The sequence below is a fragment of the Hanstruepera sp. CR43 genome (assembly GCF_055227665.1).
Window position 1 is genome coordinate 2,442,977 of the sequence record NZ_CP200078.1, and the last position, 21,689, is coordinate 2,464,665.

The window sequence follows — 21,689 nt, forward strand, 5'->3', positions numbered from 1 at the left end:
GATTGATTAGGCCTGCAGTGTAACTGGTCTCATTCCCATTTCTTTCAGATGTTTGAAATGAGCTATTACAGCCTTACGGGTTGTTTTATATTCGTTGTAAGGTAAATTAAACTCTTTAGCCGTTTCTTTAACTATTTTAGATATTTTGGTATAGTGAATATGACTAATATGCGGGAATATATGGTGCTCCACCTGATGATTCAAACCACCTGTAAACCAATTCACAATACGATTTTTAGTTGAAAAATTAACTGTTGTTTTCAGTTGGTGCACTGCCCAAGAATTTTTCATGGTGCCACATTCTTCAGGTAATGGCATTTCGGCATCTTCCATAACATGGGCCAATTGAAATACCACGCTTAAAATGAGTCCGGCCGTGTAATGCATCACGAAGAAACCGATAAGTATTTTCCACCAGGCAATATCTAAAAACAGCATTGGAATCACAATCCATATACCCACATAAATTAGTTTTGAGATTACTAGTTTACTCCAGTTCCAAACAGGATTAGGGAATTTACCATAAGAAAGTTTGCGTTGCATGTAACGCTTCATTTGCTGCCAGTCTGTGGTTATGGCCCAATTAATTGTTAACAATCCATAAAGTAAAACTGAATAATAGTGCTGAAATTTATGATGCCATTTCCATTCAGAATGTTCTGTAAAACGTAAAATTCTACCTGCCTCCAAATCCTCATCATGCCCATGGATATTGGTATAGGTGTGATGAAGTACATTATGCTGTACTTTCCAATTGTAGACGTTACCAGCCAGAATATAAATACTACTTCCCATGAGTCGGTTAATCCATTCTTTGTTGGAGTAGGATCCATGATTTCCATCATGCATCACATTCATACCAACTCCAGCCATACCAATTCCCATAACAATTGTTAATAGTAATTGAGCCCAACCAGGAATATTAAGGGTTAGAATTAAAAAGTAAGGAGCTAAAAACAAGGAAAACATGACTATGGTCTTTAACCATAGTTTCCAGTTTCCGGTGCGTTTGATGTTATTGTCTTTAAAGTAGGCATTAACACGTTTGTTCAATGTTCTGAAGAATTTTGCAGAATCCGTTCTTGAAAAAGATAGTGTTTGTTTTGTCATGCTGTTGCTATTAAATCAAATTTGGTACTAAACCAAGTTAACTTATGCTGCCAAAGATAACTAATATAGGTCTGCTCCGACATAAAGTTTTCATAAAAATATGCACAAAAAATGGTTACTTTTGTTGAAAATTCAATGAAATGGAGCTAATTCTTAAATATTTTCCAAATTTAACTGATGATCAGGTCATTAAATTCCGAAAATTAGAATCATTATATCAAGATTGGAACCTAAAAATCAACGTAGTTTCTCGTAAGGATATTGATGAATTGTATCTCCGACATGTATTACATTCATTGGCTATCGCAAAGGTTATTGAATTTAAGGATGGCACTAAAATTATGGATGTTGGGACAGGTGGTGGATTTCCAGGGATTCCTTTGGCGATATTATTTCCCGAATGCTCATTTCATTTAGTTGATAGTATAGCCAAAAAACTTAAGGTTGTTGAGGAGGTTGTAGAGGGATTGGGTCTGGAAAATGTCAAAACAACCCATACTCGTGTTGAAGATATTAATGATACCTACGATTTTATTGTCAGTAGGGCAGTTGCAGCCATGCCTACATTTGTGCATTGGATAAAAGGGAAAGTAGCAAAAAAACAAAACCACGAGCTCAAAAATGGTATCTTGTATTTAAAAGGTGGTGATTTGGTCGAAGAATTACAAGATTATAAAACTGCCAAAATCTATAACATTTCCGATTTTTATTCAGAAGATTTTTTTGAAACCAAAAAAGTGGTGCATCTACCGATAAAATTTAAGGTCTAAAATACCTCAATTGTTTACAATAATTCTTGTTTTAAGCGAATAGTTTTCTTGTGTTTGGACGTTTAAAACATACAATCCCGATGCCAGATTAACATTGATGTTATTACGACTGGACAAATCTATTCTGTTGTTAAAAACAAGTTTGCCAGTCATGTCGGTTATCGATAATGAGGCATTGGGATAGTTTTTATCACTTAACAGAATCAGCTCATTTGAAATTGGGTTTTGTTGCAGTTTAATACTGTTAATTGCTATTAAGATTTCATTATTACCTAGTGTCTCTCCTCTGATTTCCTCTAGAGCAAACGCTACATTGCCTTCTGTTAAAGTGACATGTGGCTCATTGCTTGTGGGTATGAAAGTATTGGCAAATGGGGAATCATTCACGTTTGGAATAGAGTACCAATCTGTATTAGTATCAATTGCCAAACCACTTAATGTGGGTATGAAGTCAAAATATTGAGAGTTCAAATTATTGACAAACTCCGTAATCAATGGATTGGTACCATCATCAAAAGCATAAAGGTCAAATTGTCCACCAGGAGCACTGTCCAAACCATCAGAATCACTGGTTGATTCAGATGTTGCTATGTATTCAAAACCAGTAACCCAAACAATGATAACAAAGGCTTGACCAATAAAATTAGTAACCTCAATGTTTTGACCTGCTTCAGGCGTAAAGTGAACATCAATAATCGCTCTAGTGTTAAATCCACTTACTACTCCTGTATTAAATGTATGACTAATGAGTTCCATTCCTGGAGTTCCTGTTAACTCACCTGTTCCGCTACCATTGGTTATGGAGACATTGCGAACATTCTGCGGGAAGCCTAAAGCATCCAATTCGGTTTGAAAATTATCTCTAAAATTAGGTGCTCCTTTTGGAGTTGGTGTTGTCCCATCTTGATTAATACCTCCAGAATCTACATGTCCTAAATAGTGGTCAATGAGCATTTGTTTGGCAGCTGGACTATTCAGCAATCCAGAAACTAATGGTTCGGCATCTGAAATTCCGGGATCTCCATTAACCATATAGTTAAACATATATTGTAGACCAATTGGGACATTGGCGCCTAAATGAGGCGAGTCGAATGAAATATATAAACGCGTATCATGATCCATGCTTTGATCTTCCATATAGGCTAAAGCATAGCGAGAAATTAGTCCACCCATGCTTGGTCCAATAACCACATTAGCTTCTGCGCCCATAACTTTATTAGCATTAATGGTGTTGATTAGTTCAACCAAAATAAACGCATTTCGTTGAATATAATCAGCACCTCCTTTAATTATTGAAGTACCATCAGTAGGGCTGAAATATTCTTCAGGGAAATTTAATACTACTAAATCATAACCTTCATCTCTAACAATATCACCTAAATTTTCTCCAGAACCGCCATAGTTTAAAAGACTATACATGGAGTCAATATCTCTCGTATCGTTTGGATCAAAGCCGTCAACAAAGAAAATAGGCTTATCAAGTACGCCATCAATATTGTCGTAGAAAATTTTATATTCTCCAGAACCCAGCAAGGGTTCTGATTCGTCATATCCTTGGTAAGGAATAGTGGCATCTATTGAAGTAAGCGCACTAACTTCACCAGGTGTTTGAGCAAAAAAGGTTGAGGATATCATTACAAGAAATAGGAAAGTAATTTTTTTCATAGCATCAAAATTGATTAGTTGAAAAGCATATTAATATACAAAAAAGAATTGTGGTATTTTACCAATAAAAAACCCTCAAGAAATTTCTTGAGGGTTTTAAGTATTTGATTATTCAAGAGTTATCCTAAAAATGGATATCTGTAATCTGTTGGAGTCACAAAGGTTTCTTTAATCATTCTAGGTGATACCCAACGTAATAAGTTTTGTGCACTACCTGCTTTATCGTTTGTTCCAGATGCTCTAGCACCACCAAAAGGTTGTTGGCCAACAACAGCACCAGTTGGTTTGTCATTGATATAGAAATTACCGGCACTGTTTTGCAGTACTTTTGTGGCTTCGTCAATAGCATAACGTTCAGTAGCCATAATAGCTCCGGTTAAAGCATATTCACTGGTTTCATCAACCAATTTTAATGTTTCAGAATATTTCTCGGCATCATAAACGTATATTGTAATCACAGGACCAAACAACTCTGTACACATGGTTGTGTATTTTGGATTAGTAGTTACTATTACTGTTGGCTCAATAAAATATCCTTTGGATTTATCGTAATTTCCACCAGCAATGATTTCGGCATCAGCATCAGCTTTGGCTGCATCAATATACTTCGCCAATTTATCGAATGAACCTTCATGGATAACAGCAGTGATAAAATTGCTCATGTCTTCTGGTGAGCCCATTTTGAATGAATTGACATCTTCGATAACATAATTTTTAACATCCTCCCAAATGTTATTTGGAACGTAGGCACGAGATGCAGCACTGCATTTTTGACCTTGGAATTCAAAGGCACCTCGTGATATGGCTGTTGCAACTTGCTTTGGATTAGCCGATTTGTGAGCAACTATAAAATCTTTGCCTCCTGTTTCACCAACAATTCTAGGATACGTTTTATAGTTGTGAATGTTATTACCTATTTTTTTCCAAAGCTCTTTGAATATGAATGTTGATCCTGTAAAGTGTAACCCAGAAAAATCAGGACTTGCCATAACGGTATCGGTAATCATAACAGGGTCACCAAAAACCACATTAATAACACCATCGGGTACTCCAGCTTCCTTAAATACATCCATAATGACTTTAGCTGAATATATCTGGCTATCGCTTGGCTTCCAAACAACCACATTACCCATAAGCGCCATACAAGACGGTAAGTTTCCTGCAATGGCTGTAAAATTGAAAGGTGTGACGGCATAGGTAAAACCTTCTAGCGGACGATATTCAATTCTGTTCCAAGCATCACTAGTGCTTTCAGGTTGTTCAGCATAGATATCCGTCATAAACTGAACATTAAAACGTAAAAAATCTATTAATTCGCAAGCCGAATCGATTTCAGCTTGGTGAATAGTCTTGGATTGGGCAATCATAGTTGCGGCATTAATCTTGGCTCTATATGGTCCAGCAATTAATTCGGCAGCTTTCAAGAAAATACCTGCACGTTGCTCCCATGGTAATTGAGACCAGGTTTTTCTAGCTTCTAATGCAGTTGCTATGGCTTCATCAATATGATGCTTTTCAGCTACATTATAAGTTCCAACAACATGTTTGTGATCATGAGGTGGTGACATGGTTCTTGTGTTTCCAGTTGTAACATCCTGTCCATTGATATACATTGGTACATCTATCTGGCTATTGAACATCTTTTTATATTCTTGCAATACGGCATCTCTTTCAGGTGATCCTGGAGCATATGTTTTTACAGGTTCGTTTACTGCAATTGGTACATTAAAGAATCCTTTTCCCATGGGTATTTTGATTTTTAAGTTATTTAAAATTCGAGGTGCAAAGGTACGATTTTTTTAGCTATTTTTTGAGTAGAAAGCCTCTTAAAAGCACGTTAAAAGTTTGTATTTTTTTGTAAGTTGCTAGTATTATAGTTGACTATAGGGTTTATGTGTACAGTAACATTGGTTCCATTAGAAAATGATGATTTTGTGCTTATTTCCAACAGAGATGAAGCACCTTCAAGAGTTTCGACGATTCCTGAATTTTTTACTTATAAAGATAAGCAGTTGCTATTTCCGAAAGATATACTATCCAATGGAACATGGATTGGTTTAAGTGAACAAAATCGATTGATTTGTTTGCTTAATGGCGGATTTGAAATTCATGAGCGAAAAGCAGAATATAGACAAAGTAGAGGAATAGCGGTTAAGGATTTGTTGTGTTGTGATACTATTCAAAATGCTGTAGCGGATTACGAATTTATGGATATTGAGCCATTTACTATGGTCATTGTAGATTGGAATGAGAGTTTAGATTTTTATGAATTGGTTTGGGATGGTAGCCAAAAGCATTTTAAGTCATTGGAGAAGCTACCACATATTTGGTCATCATCGACATTGTATAATGAACGTATGCGTCAAGAACGCCGGAATTGGTTTCAAGAATTTCAGCAATCCAACATTTTAAATCCAGAATCATTATATGATTTCCATCAAACAGCTGGGAAGGGAAATATAAATTACGGTGTTATTATGGACCGTCAATTTGTGAAAACTACCAGTATAACGCGCGTGCACAAAGATGAGGATTGGGTGACCATGGATTATAGAGATCTAAAAACCAATCAACATACATCAAAATCCCTAAACCTATTTTCTGTTAAGAAATGAACAATACAGGAATAATTTTGACATTAGCCTATCCAGAGACCATAGTCATGCATGCGGACGAATGGTATTCACCTTATTTAAAGTATGTTGGCATTGGGAACAAGACGCATGTTCGTGCTGGTCATGCGGCTTTGGTTTTGATAAACAAAGAGACAGGAGAACTGGAGTATCACGATTTTGGAAGATATATCACGCCAGAACCCAATGGCCGTGTTCGCGGGAAAACAACCGATAATGAGTTGGACTTTCCTATTAAGGCAAAAATGGAGAACAATGAAATTGTCAACTTAAAGGATATATTACAATTTTTAGCAACCAATCCGAAATTAACACATGGTGACGGAACGTTATATGCTAGCGTTTGCCAATCAATCAACTATGATTTGGCCAGACAGCATATTACTAAAATGCAGAATAAACATTTTATACAATATGCGGCTTTCGTTAAAGATGCTTGTAATTGTGCGCGATTTGTGACAGATTCACTAATCGCTTCGGTTACAAATGAATCAATAAAACGAAAATTGATTAGGTCCAAATGGTTTACACCTAGTACTGTTGGAAATGTGGTGTTTGCCGATACTGAAAACCATGTATATCAGGTTGATGATTCCGGGAATATTGAAAAATTTAATTCGACAGTGGGAAAATTAAACCAGCAGTTATTCCTTGATAGATTAACAGATCATGTTCCCAATGAAATTGGTACGAGACTACCAAAGCCAGTTGGTTTTTTGGAAGCGCATGCGCAATGGTTATCGGGTATTGCTGCTGGTGCATGGTTTGAACTCCGTAATGATGAGTTGGAACATGAGTATTTGTTTAGGCGTATTTCACCTTATGGGAATATTGATGTGGAAGATGTTTTTAAAGTTGAAGACCGATCTTTCAAGTATCATGATCCTTACCAATTTATTCATTACTCAAACTGTCAATTTTTTCACATTGAGCAACGAGGTAAAGTATATCGGTTTAATAAAAAGGACTAATTGAGTGCAAAAGGGGCGCTTAATTTAAAACTGGGAATAGCTACTTTAAATTTTTGAGTCGTAGCTAAATTAATCATACTGTAAAAACCATACATAGCACCAAAAGGAGAGGTTAACAAGCTTCCTGAAGTATAAGTGTGTGATTCACCTGGTTTCAAAACAGGCTTTTTACCAATAACACCCTCGCCAGAAACCAATTCTTTGTTGTTTAAAGCATCTAGAATGATCCATTCTCTAGCATAGAGTTGCACGGAATCTTTGCTTTGGTTTTCAATGGTTACTTTGTAGCCATAAGCAAACTGTATTTTATAGTTTTTATAAAACGTGCCTTCAAAATTCGTTTCAACCGAAATTTTAATGCCTTTTGTTATTTGCTGAACCATGCTATTATAAGTGTTCAAAGGGTTTTGAGAGTAGCTAAAGTAAGAAAAATAAAGGGATAATAAAAAAAATGAGCAATTAGTCGATTAAATACCTTTTTAATTAGATATATCAACCGAATTGCCTTGTCCAACACCGATAATACGGTCATAGCGACCGCCCAAATCACGATAATAAACAACGACTTTATAGTCGTTTTCAGTCTGCCAATAGTTCCCACCAATGGCTCCTTCGTCCAGCTTGCTAGTAGTGTTGTTCACAACGACATATTTATAATTGTAAAATCCTTGTTTTAGCAATATAGGTACTTCGTAAATACTATGCTTATCATTGTAGGTCATTTTTGTACTGTCATCAATAGCGTAGTTATTAAAGTTTCCGTAGACATGAAGGGATTGGTTATTAGGTAGCTTATTGCAAAGTAGTGAAAAATGGATCCAGGCGTAATCTGCTTCAATGTAGGGTTTCTCAACATCAATAGCGGTAATTAGAAAGTTACCGTTTATATCTGGGTTATATGTGTAGGGATTATTCCTTCTAACCACATTTGTAAATAAATAATTATTGTACAAATCTCCCAATTCAATAAATTGAATGTTTGAATTGGCACCACGTATATCTTTATTTTCAAAGAAAAAATATTCGTTTCCAGCGAAGAAACTCGTTTCGGTGTTATACTTGTAAATCAGTTCATTGCCAATGCTGTATTGAGGTTTTACGTTGTAAATAGCTGTGTTTAAATTGTTATTTTGGATAATCACCGTGTTGACGGTTTGGGTCGGATTACTCAATTGCATACTATTGGAATTAATCACAATATCCACACTTTGCTTTTGCTCAATAAACCTAACATCACGTGAACGTTTTATAGCTACACCAACTCCAGCATTATTTTCATTAACCATGAATTTTCTTGAGAAAACCAATTCGTCTAGATCGTTAAACACCTTAACCATATAATTCCCCGATACTTTCAGGCCTCTTGTGCGTTCATTAGGTAAACGTAACATATAATGCGAGTATATTTGATAGGTATTGAACGAATTCTCATAATGACGAATACGTTGGTTGTCGTAACCGCTCAAAAATTCGGTCTTCATCAGTTGTGAGGGTGTCCAGTCGTAATTAAAATGCTCAATTTTGTAATAAAAATCATCTTCATTGCCATTAAGGGCATCAAATTCCAATAACAGATTTTCCCCTAATCTCAAAATGGGGAGTTGGCTTTCGTTGGTTTGCCCTTGAAATGTGATAGTCTTGATGAAGTCTGGAGGATTTAATTCCTGTTCAACTTGTGATATGAGTAGATATGGAATGAAAAGTAAACCTAATAGACAAAGTGAGCGATATGCCATTTAAACGTGTTTTAAAGCATAAAGATAATCAAAATTTGTGCCTAAAGCAGATTTGCTATTTAGAACAAATATAAATAGCAAATCAAATGAATCTCTAGTATGTTTTCGTATAGAAATTCGTAAATTTGCACGGATTTTTCGAGTTGATTGAAAATCACATTTATATTTTACTATTAACAAATAGATTTATAAGTATGTCAAACGACATTAAGATTAAAAAAGGTCTAGACATCAAACTTAAAGGTGCGGCTGAAAAAGCGACTGAAAATGCGATAATTAGCAATACTTGCACCATTAGACCTGAAGACTTTCACGGAATCATTCCAAAATTAGTTGCCAAAGAAGGGACCAGATTAAAAGCCGGAGAAACAGTATTCTATAACAAGGATAATGAGGCTATGAAATTTGTTTCACCTGTTTCTGGTGAAGTTATTGAGGTCAATCGTGGTGAAAGAAGACGTATAATGGCTATTAAAATACAAGCTGACAAACCACAGTCTTATCAAGATAATGGTAAGTTTGATTTGGATGTTGCAGATGGAAATGCCGTTAAAGCGCATTTGCTGGCTACAGGTTGTTGGCCATTTATAAAACAACGTCCTTACGATGTTATTGCCAATCCTAACAAGTCGCCAAAATCCATTTTTATTTCTGGTTACGCCAGCGCGCCTTTGGCTGCTGATTTGGACTATGTGCTTCAGGGTAAAGAAGCTGAATTACAAGCTGCGATTACTGCTTTAGGTAAAATGACAGAAGGCCAAGTTCATGTTTCTGTTGGTAAAAGTTCGCAATCACCTCTAGCTGGATTGCATGGCATTACATTGCACCGAGTTTCTGGGCCTCACCCATCAGGTAATGTGGGAACCTTAATCAATAAAATTGATCCTGTAAATAAAGGCGAAGTTGTTTGGACTGTGAACGCTCAAGATTTGGTAATTATCGGTGAACTGTTATTAACTGGTCAATTCAATGCTGAACGGATTGTGGCTTTGGTGGGTTCGTCGGTCAAAAAACCAAGATATTTCAAAACCAAAATAGGTAGTGAAGTTGCTACTATGGTTTATGATAATGGCGTGGATAAAGATGGAAATGACCGCATTATTTCAGGTAATGTATTGACAGGGAAGCAAGTGAAGCCAGATGGCGCTTTAGACTATTATAGCAATACGATTACAGTTATTCCTGAAGGCGATGATTATGAGTTTTTTGGATGGAATAAACCTGTTTTCAACAAGATTTCTACGTCAAGAGCCATGACTTTCTCATGGTTAACGCCAAACAAGAAATATGATTTAGATACCAATACCAATGGTGAGCACCGAGCGTTTGTGCTAACTGGTAACTATGAGGAAGTTTTTCCGCTAGATATTTATCCATTACAAATTCTCAAAGCTTGTATGTATAACGATCTAGATGAAATGGAGGCATTGGGTATGTATGAGGTTGCTCCAGAAGATTTTGCTTTAACTGAATTTATTTGCGTTTCTAAACAACCACATCAAGATATCATTAGAAAAGGGTTGGACGTTATGATTAAAGAAATAGGATAGTAGCTATGGGTTTAAAAAGTACATTACATAATTTAAAAGAGAAGTATAAAGGTACCAAAATGGCTCCTGCATTTAATGCAATCCATACCTTTTTATATTTGCCTAATGAGACGACACATAACGGTACTCATATTAAGGCAGCAGATGACTTAAAACGTACGATGAACACGGTGATCATGGCTATGGTGCCATGTTTGATTTTTGGTATGTTCAACGCTGGATATCAGCATTATGCTGCATTCGGAACTCCAGTTGAATTTTTATCATGGGATGCCTTTTACATTGGTTTAATCAAAGTATTACCATTGGTAATTGTCTCTTATGGGGTTGGTCTGGCTATTGAGTTTTTATTCGCAGTTATCAAAAAGCATGAAGTGGAAGAAGGTTACTTGGTAACAGGAATGCTTGTGCCGTTAATTGTGCCAGTTGATACGCCACTTTGGATGTTGGCTGTTGCCGTGGCTTTTGGTGTTGTTATTGGAAAAGAAGTATTTGGTGGAACTGGAATGAATATTCTGAATCCGGCTTTAACTATTCGTGCATTCTTGTTCTTTGCATATCCAACATGGATGTCGGGTGATAAGGTTTGGGTTCATGGCGCTGTTGAAAGAGCCAATGAAATAGCTGCGGGTGCTGATTTGGATGCCATTTCTGGTGAAACTATTTTAGGAGGTTTAGCCCAAGGAAAAGATTTAGGTTATTCAGTAGCCGATATGTTTTATGGATTTATACCTGGATCGGTTGGTGAAACATCAACGCTTTTAATTTTACTAGGAGGATTATTCTTGATATTTACTAAAATTGGAAGTTGGAGAATCATGCTTTCATCTGTTATGGGAGCATTGGCTATGGGATTGATTTTCAATGGTGTCGTTAATGCAGAATGGATTACAGAATCCAGCAAGTTTTATGGTTTAATGAGTACGACGTGGTGGCATCACTTGATTATTGGTGGTTTTGCCTTTGGTACTGTGTTTATGGCCACAGATCCTGTTACAGCCTCTCAAACCAATAAAGGTAAATGGATATATGGATTTTTAATTGGTTTTATATCTATACTTATTAGAGTATTTAACCCAGCTTATCCAGAAGGTGTGATGTTGGCAATTTTACTAATGAATGTATTTGCACCTACCATTGACCACTATGTAGTTCAAGGAAATGTCAAACGACGTATGAAGCGTTTAAAAGTTAAAACGGCGTAATTATGAGTAATAAAACAGATTCAAATATATATACAATCATCTTTGCAATTGCTATGGTTGTTATTGTGGGTTCTTTATTGGCTTTCGCAGCATCATCATTAGAGCCTACCATTTCTGAAAACAAGCGTTTGGAGAAACAACAGAATATCCTATACGCCATGGGTGTAAATGAAAATGATGAGAGCAGTGCGACGTTTATCTCTACTGATAAAGCGCCTCAAGCGTTTTCAGAATTTATTAAAAAACAATTGGTTATTCAAGATGGACAAGTAACTGAAGATGACCAGGCTTATTTAATAGATGTTAAGAAAGAAAAATCAGCTGCTAAAAAAGGTGATTATTCAAGACGCTTGCCATTGTTTATTGGAGAGAAAGACGGACAAACGTATTATATAGCACCAATTTTTGGTAAAGGGCTTTGGGATGCCATTTGGGGATATGTTTCTATGGATGAAAATATGGTTATCCAAGGGGCTTATTTTGATCATAAAGGTGAGACGCCAGGTTTAGGGGCTAATATCAAGCAGCGTTTCTTTATGGACGATTTTATTGGTGAACACCTTTTGGATGCCAATGGTAATTTTGCCGGTGTTACCGTGTCTAAAAGTAATGCTGATCCAACCAACAAAGACAAGGAAGATAACGAAGTAGATGCTATTGCTGGTGCAACCATTACAGGTGATGGTGTTTCTGCTATGGTAAAGAGTGATTTGAAGCTTTATGTACCTTATTTTAAAAACTTAAAAAACAACTAATTTATGGGACTTTTATCAAAAAAAGATGCCAAATTAATTACAGATCCGTTAGCTGATAATAACCCGATTACCATTCAGGTTTTGGGTATTTGTTCCGCGTTGGCTATTACTGCTGAACTTGAAGCGTCAATAGTGATGTTTGTTTCTGTAATGTTTGTATTGGGTGTGGGTAACGTTGTTATCTCATTAATGAGAAATATCATCCCAAGTAAGATTAGAATTATTGCGCAACTAATTGTAGTTGCAACTCTTGTAATCATAGTTGATTTAGTGTTAAAAGCATTTGCTTATGAATTGAGTAAAACATTATCAGTATTCGTTGGATTAATCATCACAAACTGTATCATCATGGGGCGCTTTGAGGCATTTGCTTTAGGTAATGGTCCTTGGCGTTCATTTCTTGATGGTATTGGTAATGCTGCTGGTTATGGGGCAATATTGATTATTGTTGGATTTTTTAGAGAATTATTAGGTTCTGGAACCCTTCTAGGAATCCCAGTATTGGGAGACCCCATTGAGAAAACAGGGTTGTATTCAATAGGTTATGAGAACAATGGTTTTATGTTGTTATCGCCTATGGCCTTGATTGTTGTAGGAATTATTATCTGGGTACAACGTACAAGAAACAAAGCATTAGTAGAAGATCATTAAAAATTAGTATGCAGCGGACAGTGGCAGTAAGCATTTACTAAAAACTGAAAACTGAATACTGAATACTAAAAAATATATGGAACATTTAGAATTATTTTTAAAATCGATATTTATAGATAACATGGTATTTGCCACGTTCCTTGGAATGTGTTCTTACTTGGCCGTATCTAAAAAGGTTTCAACAGCTGTAGGCTTGGGTGCTGCGGTTATATTTGTACTAGCTATTACAGTTCCTTTAAACTGGCTATTGGACCAATATTTATTACAACCAGGAGCATTGTCTTGGTTGGGTGAGGAGTATGCTACATATGACTTAAGTTTCTTATCGTTTATCATGTTTATTGCTACTATAGCAACTATGGTACAATTAGTAGAAATTGTTGTTGAAAAGTTTTCACCTTCACTATATAATTCACTTGGTATTTTCTTGCCATTAATTGCAGTAAACTGTGCTATTTTAGGAGGTTCTTTGTTTATGCAATCTCGTGAAATACCGACTTTAGGATTGGCAACAACCTATGGTATAGGTTCAGGTATAGGATGGTTTTTAGCCATTTTAGCCATTGCCGCTATCCGCGAAAAAATCCGTTATTCTAATGTACCACCAGCCTTGAGAGGATTGGGAATTACATTTATCATTACGGGTTTAATGGCTATCGGTTTTATGAGTTTCGGTGGTATGTTAACTGGTGGAGATGATGAAGGAGAAAAAGAAAATAAATCTGCTCAAATGGATGAGCTGAAGGATACTGAAAAAGAATTGGCTAACAACACTAAAGTAATCGAGTAACATGATATTAGCAATAGACTTTGGAATAATTACCACAACCGTTGTAGCATTTTTAATAGTTACGTTGTTGTTGGTTGCATTATTATTATTTGTAAAACAAAAATTATCACCTTCTGGACCAGTTAAAATTAAAATAAATGGTGAAAAAGAAATTGAAGTGGCTTCGGGTGGTACGTTATTGTCAACACTAGGAAACCAAAAAATATTTTTACCATCGGCTTGTGGAGGTGGTGGAACCTGTATTCAATGTGAGTGTCATGTATTAGAAGGTGGTGGTGAAGCACTTCCTACTGAAACGCCTCATTTTACTCGTAAAGAATTGCAACATGGTGCGCGTTTGGCTTGTCAAGTAAAAGTAAAGCAGGACATGGAAATTACCATTCCGGAAGAAGTGTTTGGTATCAAGAAATGGGAAGCTGAAGTGGTGCGTAACTATAATGTAGCCTCCTTTATCAAGGAATTTGTTGTAAGGATTCCAGAAGACATGAACTACAAGGCTGGTGGATATATTCAAATTGAAATTCCACCATGTACGGTTAAGTATGAAGATATAGATATTACGGCGCATCCTGAAGAGCATGAAACACCCGATAAGTTTCAGGCAGAATGGGATAAATTTGGCTTGTGGCCATTAGTCATGAAAAATGATGAAACAGTTGAAAGAGCTTACTCGATGGCTTCTTACCCAGCTGAAGGTCGTGATATTATGTTAAACGTTCGTATTGCTACACCACCTTGGGATCGAAATAAAAATGGATGGATGGATGTAAATCCAGGTGTGGCTTCGTCTTATATTTTTAACCAAAAACCAGGAGATAAGGTTATTATTTCAGGTCCTTATGGTGAATTCTTTATCAACGAGTCTGATGCTGAAATGCTTTATGTTGGTGGTGGTGCAGGTATGGCACCAATGCGTTCGCACTTATACCATTTGTTCAAAACCTTAAAAACTGGTCGTAAAGTTACCTATTGGTACGGAGGACGTTCTAAACGAGAGTTATTTTATTTAGAGCATTTCCGTGCGTTAGAAAGGGATTTTCCTAACTTCAAGTTCTATTTGGCATTATCAGAACCATTGGAAGAAGACAATTGGAAAGTCAAAGAAAATATTGATGCACCTGGAGACGGATTTGTAGGGTTTATTCATAATTGTGTTATTGATAATTATTTAAATCATCATGAGTCACCAGAAGATATAGAATTGTATTTCTGTGGACCGCCATTAATGAACCAAGCTGTTCAAAAAATGGGTGAAGATTTTGGAATCCCTGATGAGAACATTCGATTTGACGATTTTGGAGGATAAACTCTATAATCTTACATAATAATGAAACCCAATACGAAAGTGTTGGGTTTTTATTTTAGTTTAAAACGAAGTCTTTCTCTTCGGGTTGATACGCAAATAATTTTGAGCAATCCATAATATTGGATATTTGGTCTAACTCACACAGTAATTTAACGACGTTAGAGAGGCCGTTAAATAGGTTGTCAGCCGCAGTTGGATTGTTAGGCTTTGAATTACTGTGATGAAGTGGTAAAGCATACCCACAGCCTTTTAAAAAGGCTTGCTCAATTCTTAATAGTTCTAAAGGAGAGTATCCATGGAATCGTTTGCCTAATTTTTGATTAACCATGCCAACATAATTTAGTTTTAAAGAGCCATGGTCATCCGAGAGATGCTTCCAGAAATCCTGATTGTTTAGAATATTTCCAACCGCACATTGCTTACAATCTTCAGGATGCAAGGTATTATTGTGAAATGCTGTGTATAGTTTATTAATGGCAGATTCAAATCTAACTGAAGTTGTCATGGCTTTTAAATTTCAATAAAAGTTACAAAAAATATTTTTTTGCGATTTGACCCAGACTTCAATTTTTGATTTTGAGTTTTTTGTCAATCTGTTTTAAAAGATCTGCGGCTAACTCTTTTTGAATTAGAATTCGTTCAACAACTCGACTTTTTCGGGTATAATCTGCAAATAATCTATTGCGATATGTATTTGAAAGAATAAATTCGATAATCTCAGCTCTAGTTTCTTCATCCAGATGATTGATATGATTTAATTCAGTGTTTTCATCTAGAACAGAGAGGTCAATGCTATTTATAGTTAAAAATGCACTGTCATTCATGTCAATGGTCTGTTCTTTATCCCATTCAATGTATTCGCCATAAATTTTATATTCAACGGTATAATACAAATTAATCGTATTAAATAGTTCTCGATATTCTTTAGCTTCTGTGAAACCAGTATTTAGTAATTTGGAGTAGGTTGAATTATTGATTTGATAAATACGCATGGAGTGGTGCACTCTCAATATATTATAGAGTGAATCGGAATTAATGGATTTAAATGCATTGATTTTTAGAATAGCTTGATCTTTTTTTATGGTATTACTAGCACGCTTTATGGCTTTGTTGAATATAATGGTGTCATTAATTAAATCTTTTTTAAAATCTTCTAAATAGCTAATGGTTAAGATTCTGTTGTTTTGCTTTTGCTTCAAATTATTAATTTGAAGTGCTATTAAAATCCCAATCACTACCAAAACGATTTCACCAATAGCGTATTTAAAATATTTAGTGGATTTATTTTCCATGACTAATGATTTACGAATATTGCGGAAGAGTTTTAGCATAATATTAGTTTTCTACTTCCTGCAAGTAAGCCTCCAGTTTTTGTATAAATTCTGAAATTTGGGTATTAAATTTAGTTACTTGATTTAACGCGTTTAGTATAAATCTTTGGGATAATTCAATATTTGGTTTAATATCATCATTTTTTATTAGATCTAGATAGCTACGCATGGTAGTGTCAATGGCAATCGATATAAATTCTTCAGAATATGTAAGGTAAAGGGGTATGGCATATTGTTCTCCCATCCTGTTAGAAAGTTCTATAGCAGCGGCCACATATTCATATTTAGCATAGTAGCGTTTTAAATATTTTTCAATGGAGTCGTTTTTGATAATATCAACAGCATCAGAGTTGTTAACTATAATATGAGATTGATAAGCTAATCTTGATCCGAATAAGGTGGAATTTTCTTTACGCTTTAATTTAGAAATGGAATCGACCAAAGAAGAATCATACATTTTTAAAACCACTTCTTGAAGGGAGTAAGTTTGTTTTAGAAAATTAGCTCTAGACTCAAAGAAAATAGAATCTGCACGAGCATCTTCTAGAAGTTGTTTAATTTGACTAATCTCTGCTTGTTTAGCGAGTCTGTTATTGTTCCAGTTATTTATTTGAAGTGCTATTAAAATCCCAATCACTACCAAAACGATTTCGCCAATAGCGTATTTAAAGTATTTAGTGGTTTTCCCTTCGTTAAGAAGTGTTTTTCTAATATTTTTAAATAGTTTAATCATAATTTTCGTTATTAATCCAATCTTTCATTTTTAATGGGATAATCGCAACACCTATTTTTAGGATCAAAAAATTAAGATTTTAAAACAAGATAGTCTATTTTACTTAAATTGTTTTATTTAGTTTTAATCATCACAATTTTTTACATTAGAGTAGATTAAAATTGATTATGCCAAGAAAAGGCTGGTAAATATTGACTTTCATGAAAAACTTAATTTTGTGTATTCTCCTTGCTTTTGTTTTTTATAACGTAAGTGCTACAATTCAACAAGATACTTTGCAAATAGGTATTTATGAGTCGCCTCCATTTGTGATTTATAAGGACGTTGATAAGTTGGAAGGTGTAAGCGTTTGGTTATGGGAACATATGAAGATAAATAAACCCTATAAGCTAATTAGATACACATCAAATGAGCCATTAAAGAATATTTTAAAAGATATTGAAGATAATAAAATTGATTTTTCTATTAATCCTTTGACAATTACTAACCAAAGAAGTCAAAAGATTGATTTCACTTATCCTTTTTACATTGGAAATTTAACAATTGTAAAAAAGGCAGGCACTAAAATTAGCCCTCTTATGGGTTTACTTCACTCAATATTCAATTATCGATTGTTATATTTGGTTTTAATATTGGTGTTGATGGTGGGCTTTTTTGGTACTTTTATTTGGCTCATTGAAAAACGAAACAAACATTTTGAAAGGGGATTTCAAGGATTGTTAACTAGTTTTTGGTGGTCAGCTGTTACCATGACTACAGTTGGATATGGTGATAAAGTGCCAATTTCCAACACAGGAAGGTTTATAGCTTTTGTGTGGATGTTGTGCTCATTGATTATTATTTCAATTTTTACAGCGAGTATAACGTCTAATCTAACAGTACACAAATTGGCATTATCAGAAATGTCTATAGAAGATTTTAAACAGACCGAGGTTGGAACAGTTGGATCATCGGCGACGGAAGCATTTCTCAAAAGAAACTTTTTTAAAAATGTAAAAACTTATCCTGAATTCATAAAGGGATTGGAGGCTCTTAAACAGGATAGTGTTGAAGTATTTATTTATGATGAACCTTGGTTGGATCATCAGTTGCAAAACACAGCCGAATTTAGTGATCTAGAATTAATTCCCTTACGATTTGATGTTCAATTATATGCCATGCCAATGAGAAAAAACCTTCCTCCTGATTTAAGAAATTCAATAACTTCTTCGTTATTGGAATTAATTGAAACACATGACTGGCAATTATTACTAAAAGAATACCAATTAGATCAATATTAACATAATAGGATGAAAAAAGCACTCACGGAACAAGAACTACACAATTTGGCCATGAACCATGTTGGTAAGGATTTGGAAAAGCGAGGATTTGAGTTTATTGCCATTAACAGCAAACTAAAAAAGCACCCCCAGTTTGTTTGTATCGATAAAAATAGCCAGTATTATTTTGTATTGGTTAGAGCGGTCATATTACCTGATAACCCTAATAATTATGATGTGGTTTGGATGGAAACATTTAAGAAGCATGCTCGCGAAAAAGATGCTAAAGTATTGTACGCTGGTGTCGGTCTTGGAAATCCCAACGGCGAACATCTACCTATTTATTTCAATGAGGAATATTTAATTGAATACAATGGTATTCAGGTAATAGAAACTCATTTAAATTAGTTGTTATTTTAAGATAATAAACTCACAACGTCGGTTAATGGCGTGCTCATCTTCAGTACAATTTTCACCGCAATTTACTAAAGGTTGACTTTCACCGAACCCTTTCGATAAGAGTCTTTTTCTATCGATACCATTAGAAACTAAATACTCCAGCGTAGCACGGGCTCTGTTGTTTGATAGCTTTAAATTATATTCTTCACTACTCCTAGAATCCGTATGAGCACCTAACTGAACTTCCATACGTGGGTATTTTTTTAATAATTCAACTAGAACATCCAAAGTCTTGGCAGCATCAGGCTTAATGTCCCATTTGTCAAGGTCGAAGTAAATATTCTCCAATTCAATATATATATATCCATCATCTTTAGTGACCACTATTTCTTCAGCATCATCATAGGATTCAATTTCCAATTCAATATTTAGTTCAATTTTACCTTCATCGGTTGTGTTGAATTCTTCACTTGTTGGAATATAAAAATCGCGATAACCTTCAATTTTATATTTTTTATTGGGCTCTGTTTCAAATACGTATTTTCCATTTTCATCCACATAGGTTTCACCTGCTATACTACCATCTTCATTGTAAAGTGTGATTTTCGTTCCTGGTAAAATGGCTTTCGTATTTTTATCCCGTACTTCTCCTTCAACTAAATAGGTTCTTATGTTTTCTTCACGTTGAAAAGCATAAATTCTATCTGAACCATCTCTATTTGAGGAAAAGTAACCTTTTTCAAACGAACCTTTAAGGACCAATCCAAAATCGTCAAATCCAGAATTTAAGGTATTCCCTAAATTTTGTGGCGTAGAATTGCTGTCGTCTTTTAAATGCGTCATGAAGACGTCCAGTCCACCTAAACCTTCATGTCCATCAGATGCAAAATATAATACATGATCTTTTGAAACAAATGGAAACTGTTCACGATGCTTGGTATTGATTGATTCTCCCATGTTTACTGGTGCTCCAAAAGAATCACCAGTAATATCTACATAAAAAATATCAAAAGAGCCAAGCGAACCTGGCATGTCGCTTGAAAAGTAAAGTCTGTTATTTTCTTCATCTAAATAGGGGTGTTGGGTAGAGTAGGTGTCACTAGTAAAGGGCAGGGCCTCAATATTGGTCCATTCATCATCCACTAATTCTGCACGATAGATTTTAACAACAGCATATTTTGACTCACCTATTTTAACTTGTTTATTGTAGGTTCTTGAGAAATACATGGTCTTACCGTCATTTGTAAATGTGGCGTTACTTTCATGAGTATCACTATTAATTTTTTCTGAAAAGGACTCTACTGATTCAAAATTGATATCATTTGACACAGTTGCCTTAAATAAATCTAAATAAGGTTTTTCATTCCATTTATAACTTGGGCTTTCTGAATTCCTCAAAGAGGCAAAAACAACATCATTACCTAAAAATGAAACACCAAAATCACCGATGGATGATCCCGTATTGACTGATTTTATAGTATAGTAATAGGGAACTGTTCGTGTAAGTTTATCTATGAAACTTTGAGTGTTGATTTCCTTTGATAGGTATTCTCCCAATATTTTATCAGCATTGGTATAATCATTAAGGCCTTTGAGTACGTGCGCATATCTAAAATAATATTCTTTGTCAAGGCTGTCCTTAAACTTACTGAAAAGCTGATTGTATGCATTTTTTGCTTCCTGAATTTGAGAATTATAATAATATGAATCACCTAGATTGGAAAGAACTTCTTGGGTTGGATCCAATTCTTTGTAAATAGAAGCAGCTTCAATATAAGCCTTATTGTCAAAAAGCCTTTTAGCCTGTTTTAGTTTTTTTGATTGCCCAAAACTGTTAAAGGTTATAATTAATAGGCAAAATATGATATGGTTTTTTTTCATAGTCCTAAAAGAATCTTGGTGATTTATCATAACCGTTTCCTAGTTTTCCAATATCAAATAATATGATAATTTCATGGGAACCTGAATTGAATCGTCCCAAATTCGAAAGTGTGTAATCGTAAGCATATCCTACCCGCAAAGGATCTATAATCCTGAAATTAGCTAAAGCACTAACAGAATCATCAAACCTGTAGCCTACGCCAAGTTCTAATTTATTATTTATTAAAACGTTGGTTGTAAGGTCAAATGAAATGGGAGCTCCCGAAACAGCTTTTGTCATAAAGGCTGGTTTTAGTTTTAGATTATCATTTAAATTAAAAACATAACCACCTGTTAGGAAAAAGTGCATTTCTTCGGTTCCCGATGTCACTATACCACTATCATTATCTAAATGTTCAGACTTTAATAAGTTTGGGACAGATAGTCCGAGATAAAACCGTTCGCTAAAATAAAAAGCACCGATGCCAATATTTGGAAAAGTCTTATTTAAATTATTTTCGAAAGCCCTGTCAGGCAATGGGTCGGAATAAACAAATCCGTTAAAATCTGTACTAAAAAATGTTGCACCAGCCTTTACACCAAAAGATATTTTTGAATGTTCATTAACTGGAATAGCATAGGCAAAATCTGCAAATACATTGGTTTCTTTTACAACATCCCCAATTTGATCATGAACTATCGAAATGCCACCTTCCATTCGTCTACCCAAAACACCGTGAGCGAAGAAGGATCCTGTAGTTGGTCCACCAACGGAACCTACCCACTGTGCACGATAGAGAACACCTAAATTAATTAAGTCAGGATTGTCTGTTGCGTATCCTGGATTTATAACACTCATATTATACATGTATTGCGTATATTGAGCATCTTGTTGAGAATACATTTGTAATTCTGAAAAAATTACGAATATTATAATGATATATTTAAAAATATGTTTCTTCATA

General features: G+C 35.0%; 21 protein-coding genes. 11 read left to right on the plus strand and 10 right to left on the minus strand.

The window, feature by feature from the left end; genetic code table 11:
• Window positions 1–6: 6 nt before the first annotated feature.
• Window positions 7–1,110: a fatty acid desaturase family protein gene (locus ACKXGU_RS11160; protein WP_463465390.1), complete on the minus strand. Its 1,104-nt coding sequence runs from the start codon at window positions 1,108–1,110 to the stop codon at window positions 7–9.
• A gap of 140 nt (window positions 1,111–1,250) precedes the next feature.
• On the opposite strand from ACKXGU_RS11160, the gene rsmG reads away from it, so the two are divergent.
• Entirely contained in the window at window positions 1,251–1,880 is a 630-nt protein-coding gene (rsmG, locus tag ACKXGU_RS11165) for a 16S rRNA (guanine(527)-N(7))-methyltransferase RsmG (protein WP_463465391.1), read from the plus strand.
• Window positions 1,881–1,886: 6 nt separating this feature from the next.
• Here rsmG and ACKXGU_RS11170 read toward each other — a convergent pair whose 3' ends face one another.
• Window positions 1,887–3,545 (minus strand): T9SS type A sorting domain-containing protein, encoded by a 1,659-nt coding sequence (locus tag ACKXGU_RS11170; protein ID WP_463465392.1) that lies wholly within the window; start codon window positions 3,543–3,545, stop codon window positions 1,887–1,889.
• Window positions 3,546–3,664: 119 nt separating this feature from the next.
• Window positions 3,665–5,290, minus strand: a complete 1,626-nt coding sequence (pruA, locus tag ACKXGU_RS11175; protein ID WP_463465393.1) for an L-glutamate gamma-semialdehyde dehydrogenase — start codon at window positions 5,288–5,290, stop codon at window positions 3,665–3,667.
• A gap of 147 nt (window positions 5,291–5,437) precedes the next feature.
• On the opposite strand from pruA, the gene ACKXGU_RS11180 reads away from it, so the two are divergent.
• Window positions 5,438–6,160 (plus strand): NRDE family protein, encoded by a 723-nt coding sequence (locus tag ACKXGU_RS11180; RefSeq protein WP_463465394.1) that lies wholly within the window; start codon window positions 5,438–5,440, stop codon window positions 6,158–6,160.
• Window positions 6,157–7,149 carry a DUF6695 family protein gene (locus ACKXGU_RS11185; protein WP_463465395.1) on the plus strand — a complete coding sequence of 331 codons (993 nt, stop codon included), beginning with the start codon at window positions 6,157–6,159 and terminating at the stop codon, window positions 7,147–7,149. The genes ACKXGU_RS11180 and ACKXGU_RS11185 overlap by 4 nt, the downstream gene beginning before the upstream one ends.
• Here ACKXGU_RS11185 and apaG read toward each other — a convergent pair.
• Both apaG and ACKXGU_RS11195 read right to left on the minus strand, forming a co-directional pair.
• A complete protein-coding gene (gene apaG, locus ACKXGU_RS11190) occupies window positions 7,146–7,532 on the minus strand; it encodes a Co2+/Mg2+ efflux protein ApaG (RefSeq protein WP_463467432.1) in 387 nt (128 codons plus the stop codon). The two genes, ACKXGU_RS11185 and apaG, sit on opposite strands and share 4 nt — an antisense overlap.
• Before the next feature lie 96 nt (window positions 7,533–7,628).
• The gene (locus tag ACKXGU_RS11195; RefSeq protein ID WP_463465396.1) at window positions 7,629–8,885 is read right to left on the minus strand and encodes a type IX secretion system plug protein; all 1,257 of its coding nucleotides are present in this window, start codon (window positions 8,883–8,885) and stop codon (window positions 7,629–7,631) included.
• A gap of 194 nt (window positions 8,886–9,079) precedes the next feature.
• Between ACKXGU_RS11195 and ACKXGU_RS11200 the strand changes: the two genes are divergently transcribed.
• The 6 genes from ACKXGU_RS11200 (at window position 9,080) to nqrF (ending at window position 15,142) form a co-directional block, all read left to right on the plus strand.
• Entirely contained in the window at window positions 9,080–10,435 is a 1,356-nt protein-coding gene (locus ACKXGU_RS11200; RefSeq protein WP_463465397.1) for a Na(+)-translocating NADH-quinone reductase subunit A, read from the plus strand.
• Window positions 10,436–10,440: 5 nt separating this feature from the next.
• Window positions 10,441–11,640: an NADH:ubiquinone reductase (Na(+)-transporting) subunit B gene (locus ACKXGU_RS11205; protein WP_463465398.1), complete on the plus strand. Its 1,200-nt coding sequence runs from the start codon at window positions 10,441–10,443 to the stop codon at window positions 11,638–11,640.
• Window positions 11,641–11,642: 2 nt separating this feature from the next.
• Complete coding sequence (locus ACKXGU_RS11210; protein ID WP_463465399.1) at window positions 11,643–12,395, plus strand: Na(+)-translocating NADH-quinone reductase subunit C; 753 nt, start codon at window positions 11,643–11,645, stop codon at window positions 12,393–12,395.
• Window positions 12,396–12,398: 3 nt separating this feature from the next.
• Window positions 12,399–13,046: an NADH:ubiquinone reductase (Na(+)-transporting) subunit D gene (locus ACKXGU_RS11215; RefSeq protein ID WP_463465400.1), complete on the plus strand. Its 648-nt coding sequence runs from the start codon at window positions 12,399–12,401 to the stop codon at window positions 13,044–13,046.
• A gap of 76 nt (window positions 13,047–13,122) precedes the next feature.
• Complete coding sequence (nqrE, locus tag ACKXGU_RS11220) at window positions 13,123–13,836, plus strand: NADH:ubiquinone reductase (Na(+)-transporting) subunit E (protein WP_463465401.1); 714 nt, start codon at window positions 13,123–13,125, stop codon at window positions 13,834–13,836.
• A gap of 1 nt (window position 13,837) precedes the next feature.
• Window positions 13,838–15,142, plus strand: coding sequence for an NADH:ubiquinone reductase (Na(+)-transporting) subunit F (gene nqrF, locus ACKXGU_RS11225; RefSeq protein ID WP_463465402.1), 1,305 nt, complete (start codon window positions 13,838–13,840; stop codon window positions 15,140–15,142).
• Window positions 15,143–15,197: 55 nt separating this feature from the next.
• Here the strand turns inward: nqrF and ACKXGU_RS11230 are convergent, their stop codons facing one another.
• The 3 genes from ACKXGU_RS11230 to ACKXGU_RS11240 are packed head-to-tail and all read right to left on the minus strand — an operon-like array spanning window position 15,198 to window position 17,206.
• Complete coding sequence (locus ACKXGU_RS11230; RefSeq protein ID WP_463465403.1) at window positions 15,198–15,647, minus strand: VHS/ENTH/ANTH domain-containing protein; 450 nt, start codon at window positions 15,645–15,647, stop codon at window positions 15,198–15,200.
• A gap of 58 nt (window positions 15,648–15,705) precedes the next feature.
• Window positions 15,706–16,473, minus strand: coding sequence for a DUF6090 family protein (locus ACKXGU_RS11235; protein WP_463465404.1), 768 nt, complete (start codon window positions 16,471–16,473; stop codon window positions 15,706–15,708).
• A gap of 4 nt (window positions 16,474–16,477) precedes the next feature.
• Entirely contained in the window at window positions 16,478–17,206 is a 729-nt protein-coding gene (locus ACKXGU_RS11240; RefSeq protein ID WP_463465405.1) for a DUF6090 family protein, read from the minus strand.
• 200 nt (window positions 17,207–17,406) lie between these two features.
• Between ACKXGU_RS11240 and ACKXGU_RS11245 the strand changes: the two genes are divergently transcribed.
• Window positions 17,407–18,486, plus strand: coding sequence for a transporter substrate-binding domain-containing protein (locus ACKXGU_RS11245; protein ID WP_463465406.1), 1,080 nt, complete (start codon window positions 17,407–17,409; stop codon window positions 18,484–18,486).
• 9 nt (window positions 18,487–18,495) lie between these two features.
• Window positions 18,496–18,873: a Na(+)-translocating NADH-quinone reductase subunit F gene (locus tag ACKXGU_RS11250; RefSeq protein WP_463465407.1), complete on the plus strand. Its 378-nt coding sequence runs from the start codon at window positions 18,496–18,498 to the stop codon at window positions 18,871–18,873.
• A 3-nt stretch (window positions 18,874–18,876) separates the two neighbouring features.
• Here the strand turns inward: ACKXGU_RS11250 and ACKXGU_RS11255 are convergent, their stop codons facing one another.
• A complete protein-coding gene (locus tag ACKXGU_RS11255) occupies window positions 18,877–20,745 on the minus strand; it encodes an OmpA family protein (RefSeq protein WP_463465408.1) in 1,869 nt (622 codons plus the stop codon).
• Between the two features lie 4 nt (window positions 20,746–20,749).
• Window positions 20,750–21,688 carry a PorP/SprF family type IX secretion system membrane protein gene (locus ACKXGU_RS11260; protein ID WP_463465409.1) on the minus strand — a complete coding sequence of 313 codons (939 nt, stop codon included), beginning with the start codon at window positions 21,686–21,688 and terminating at the stop codon, window positions 20,750–20,752.
• Window position 21,689 lies beyond the last annotated feature (1 nt).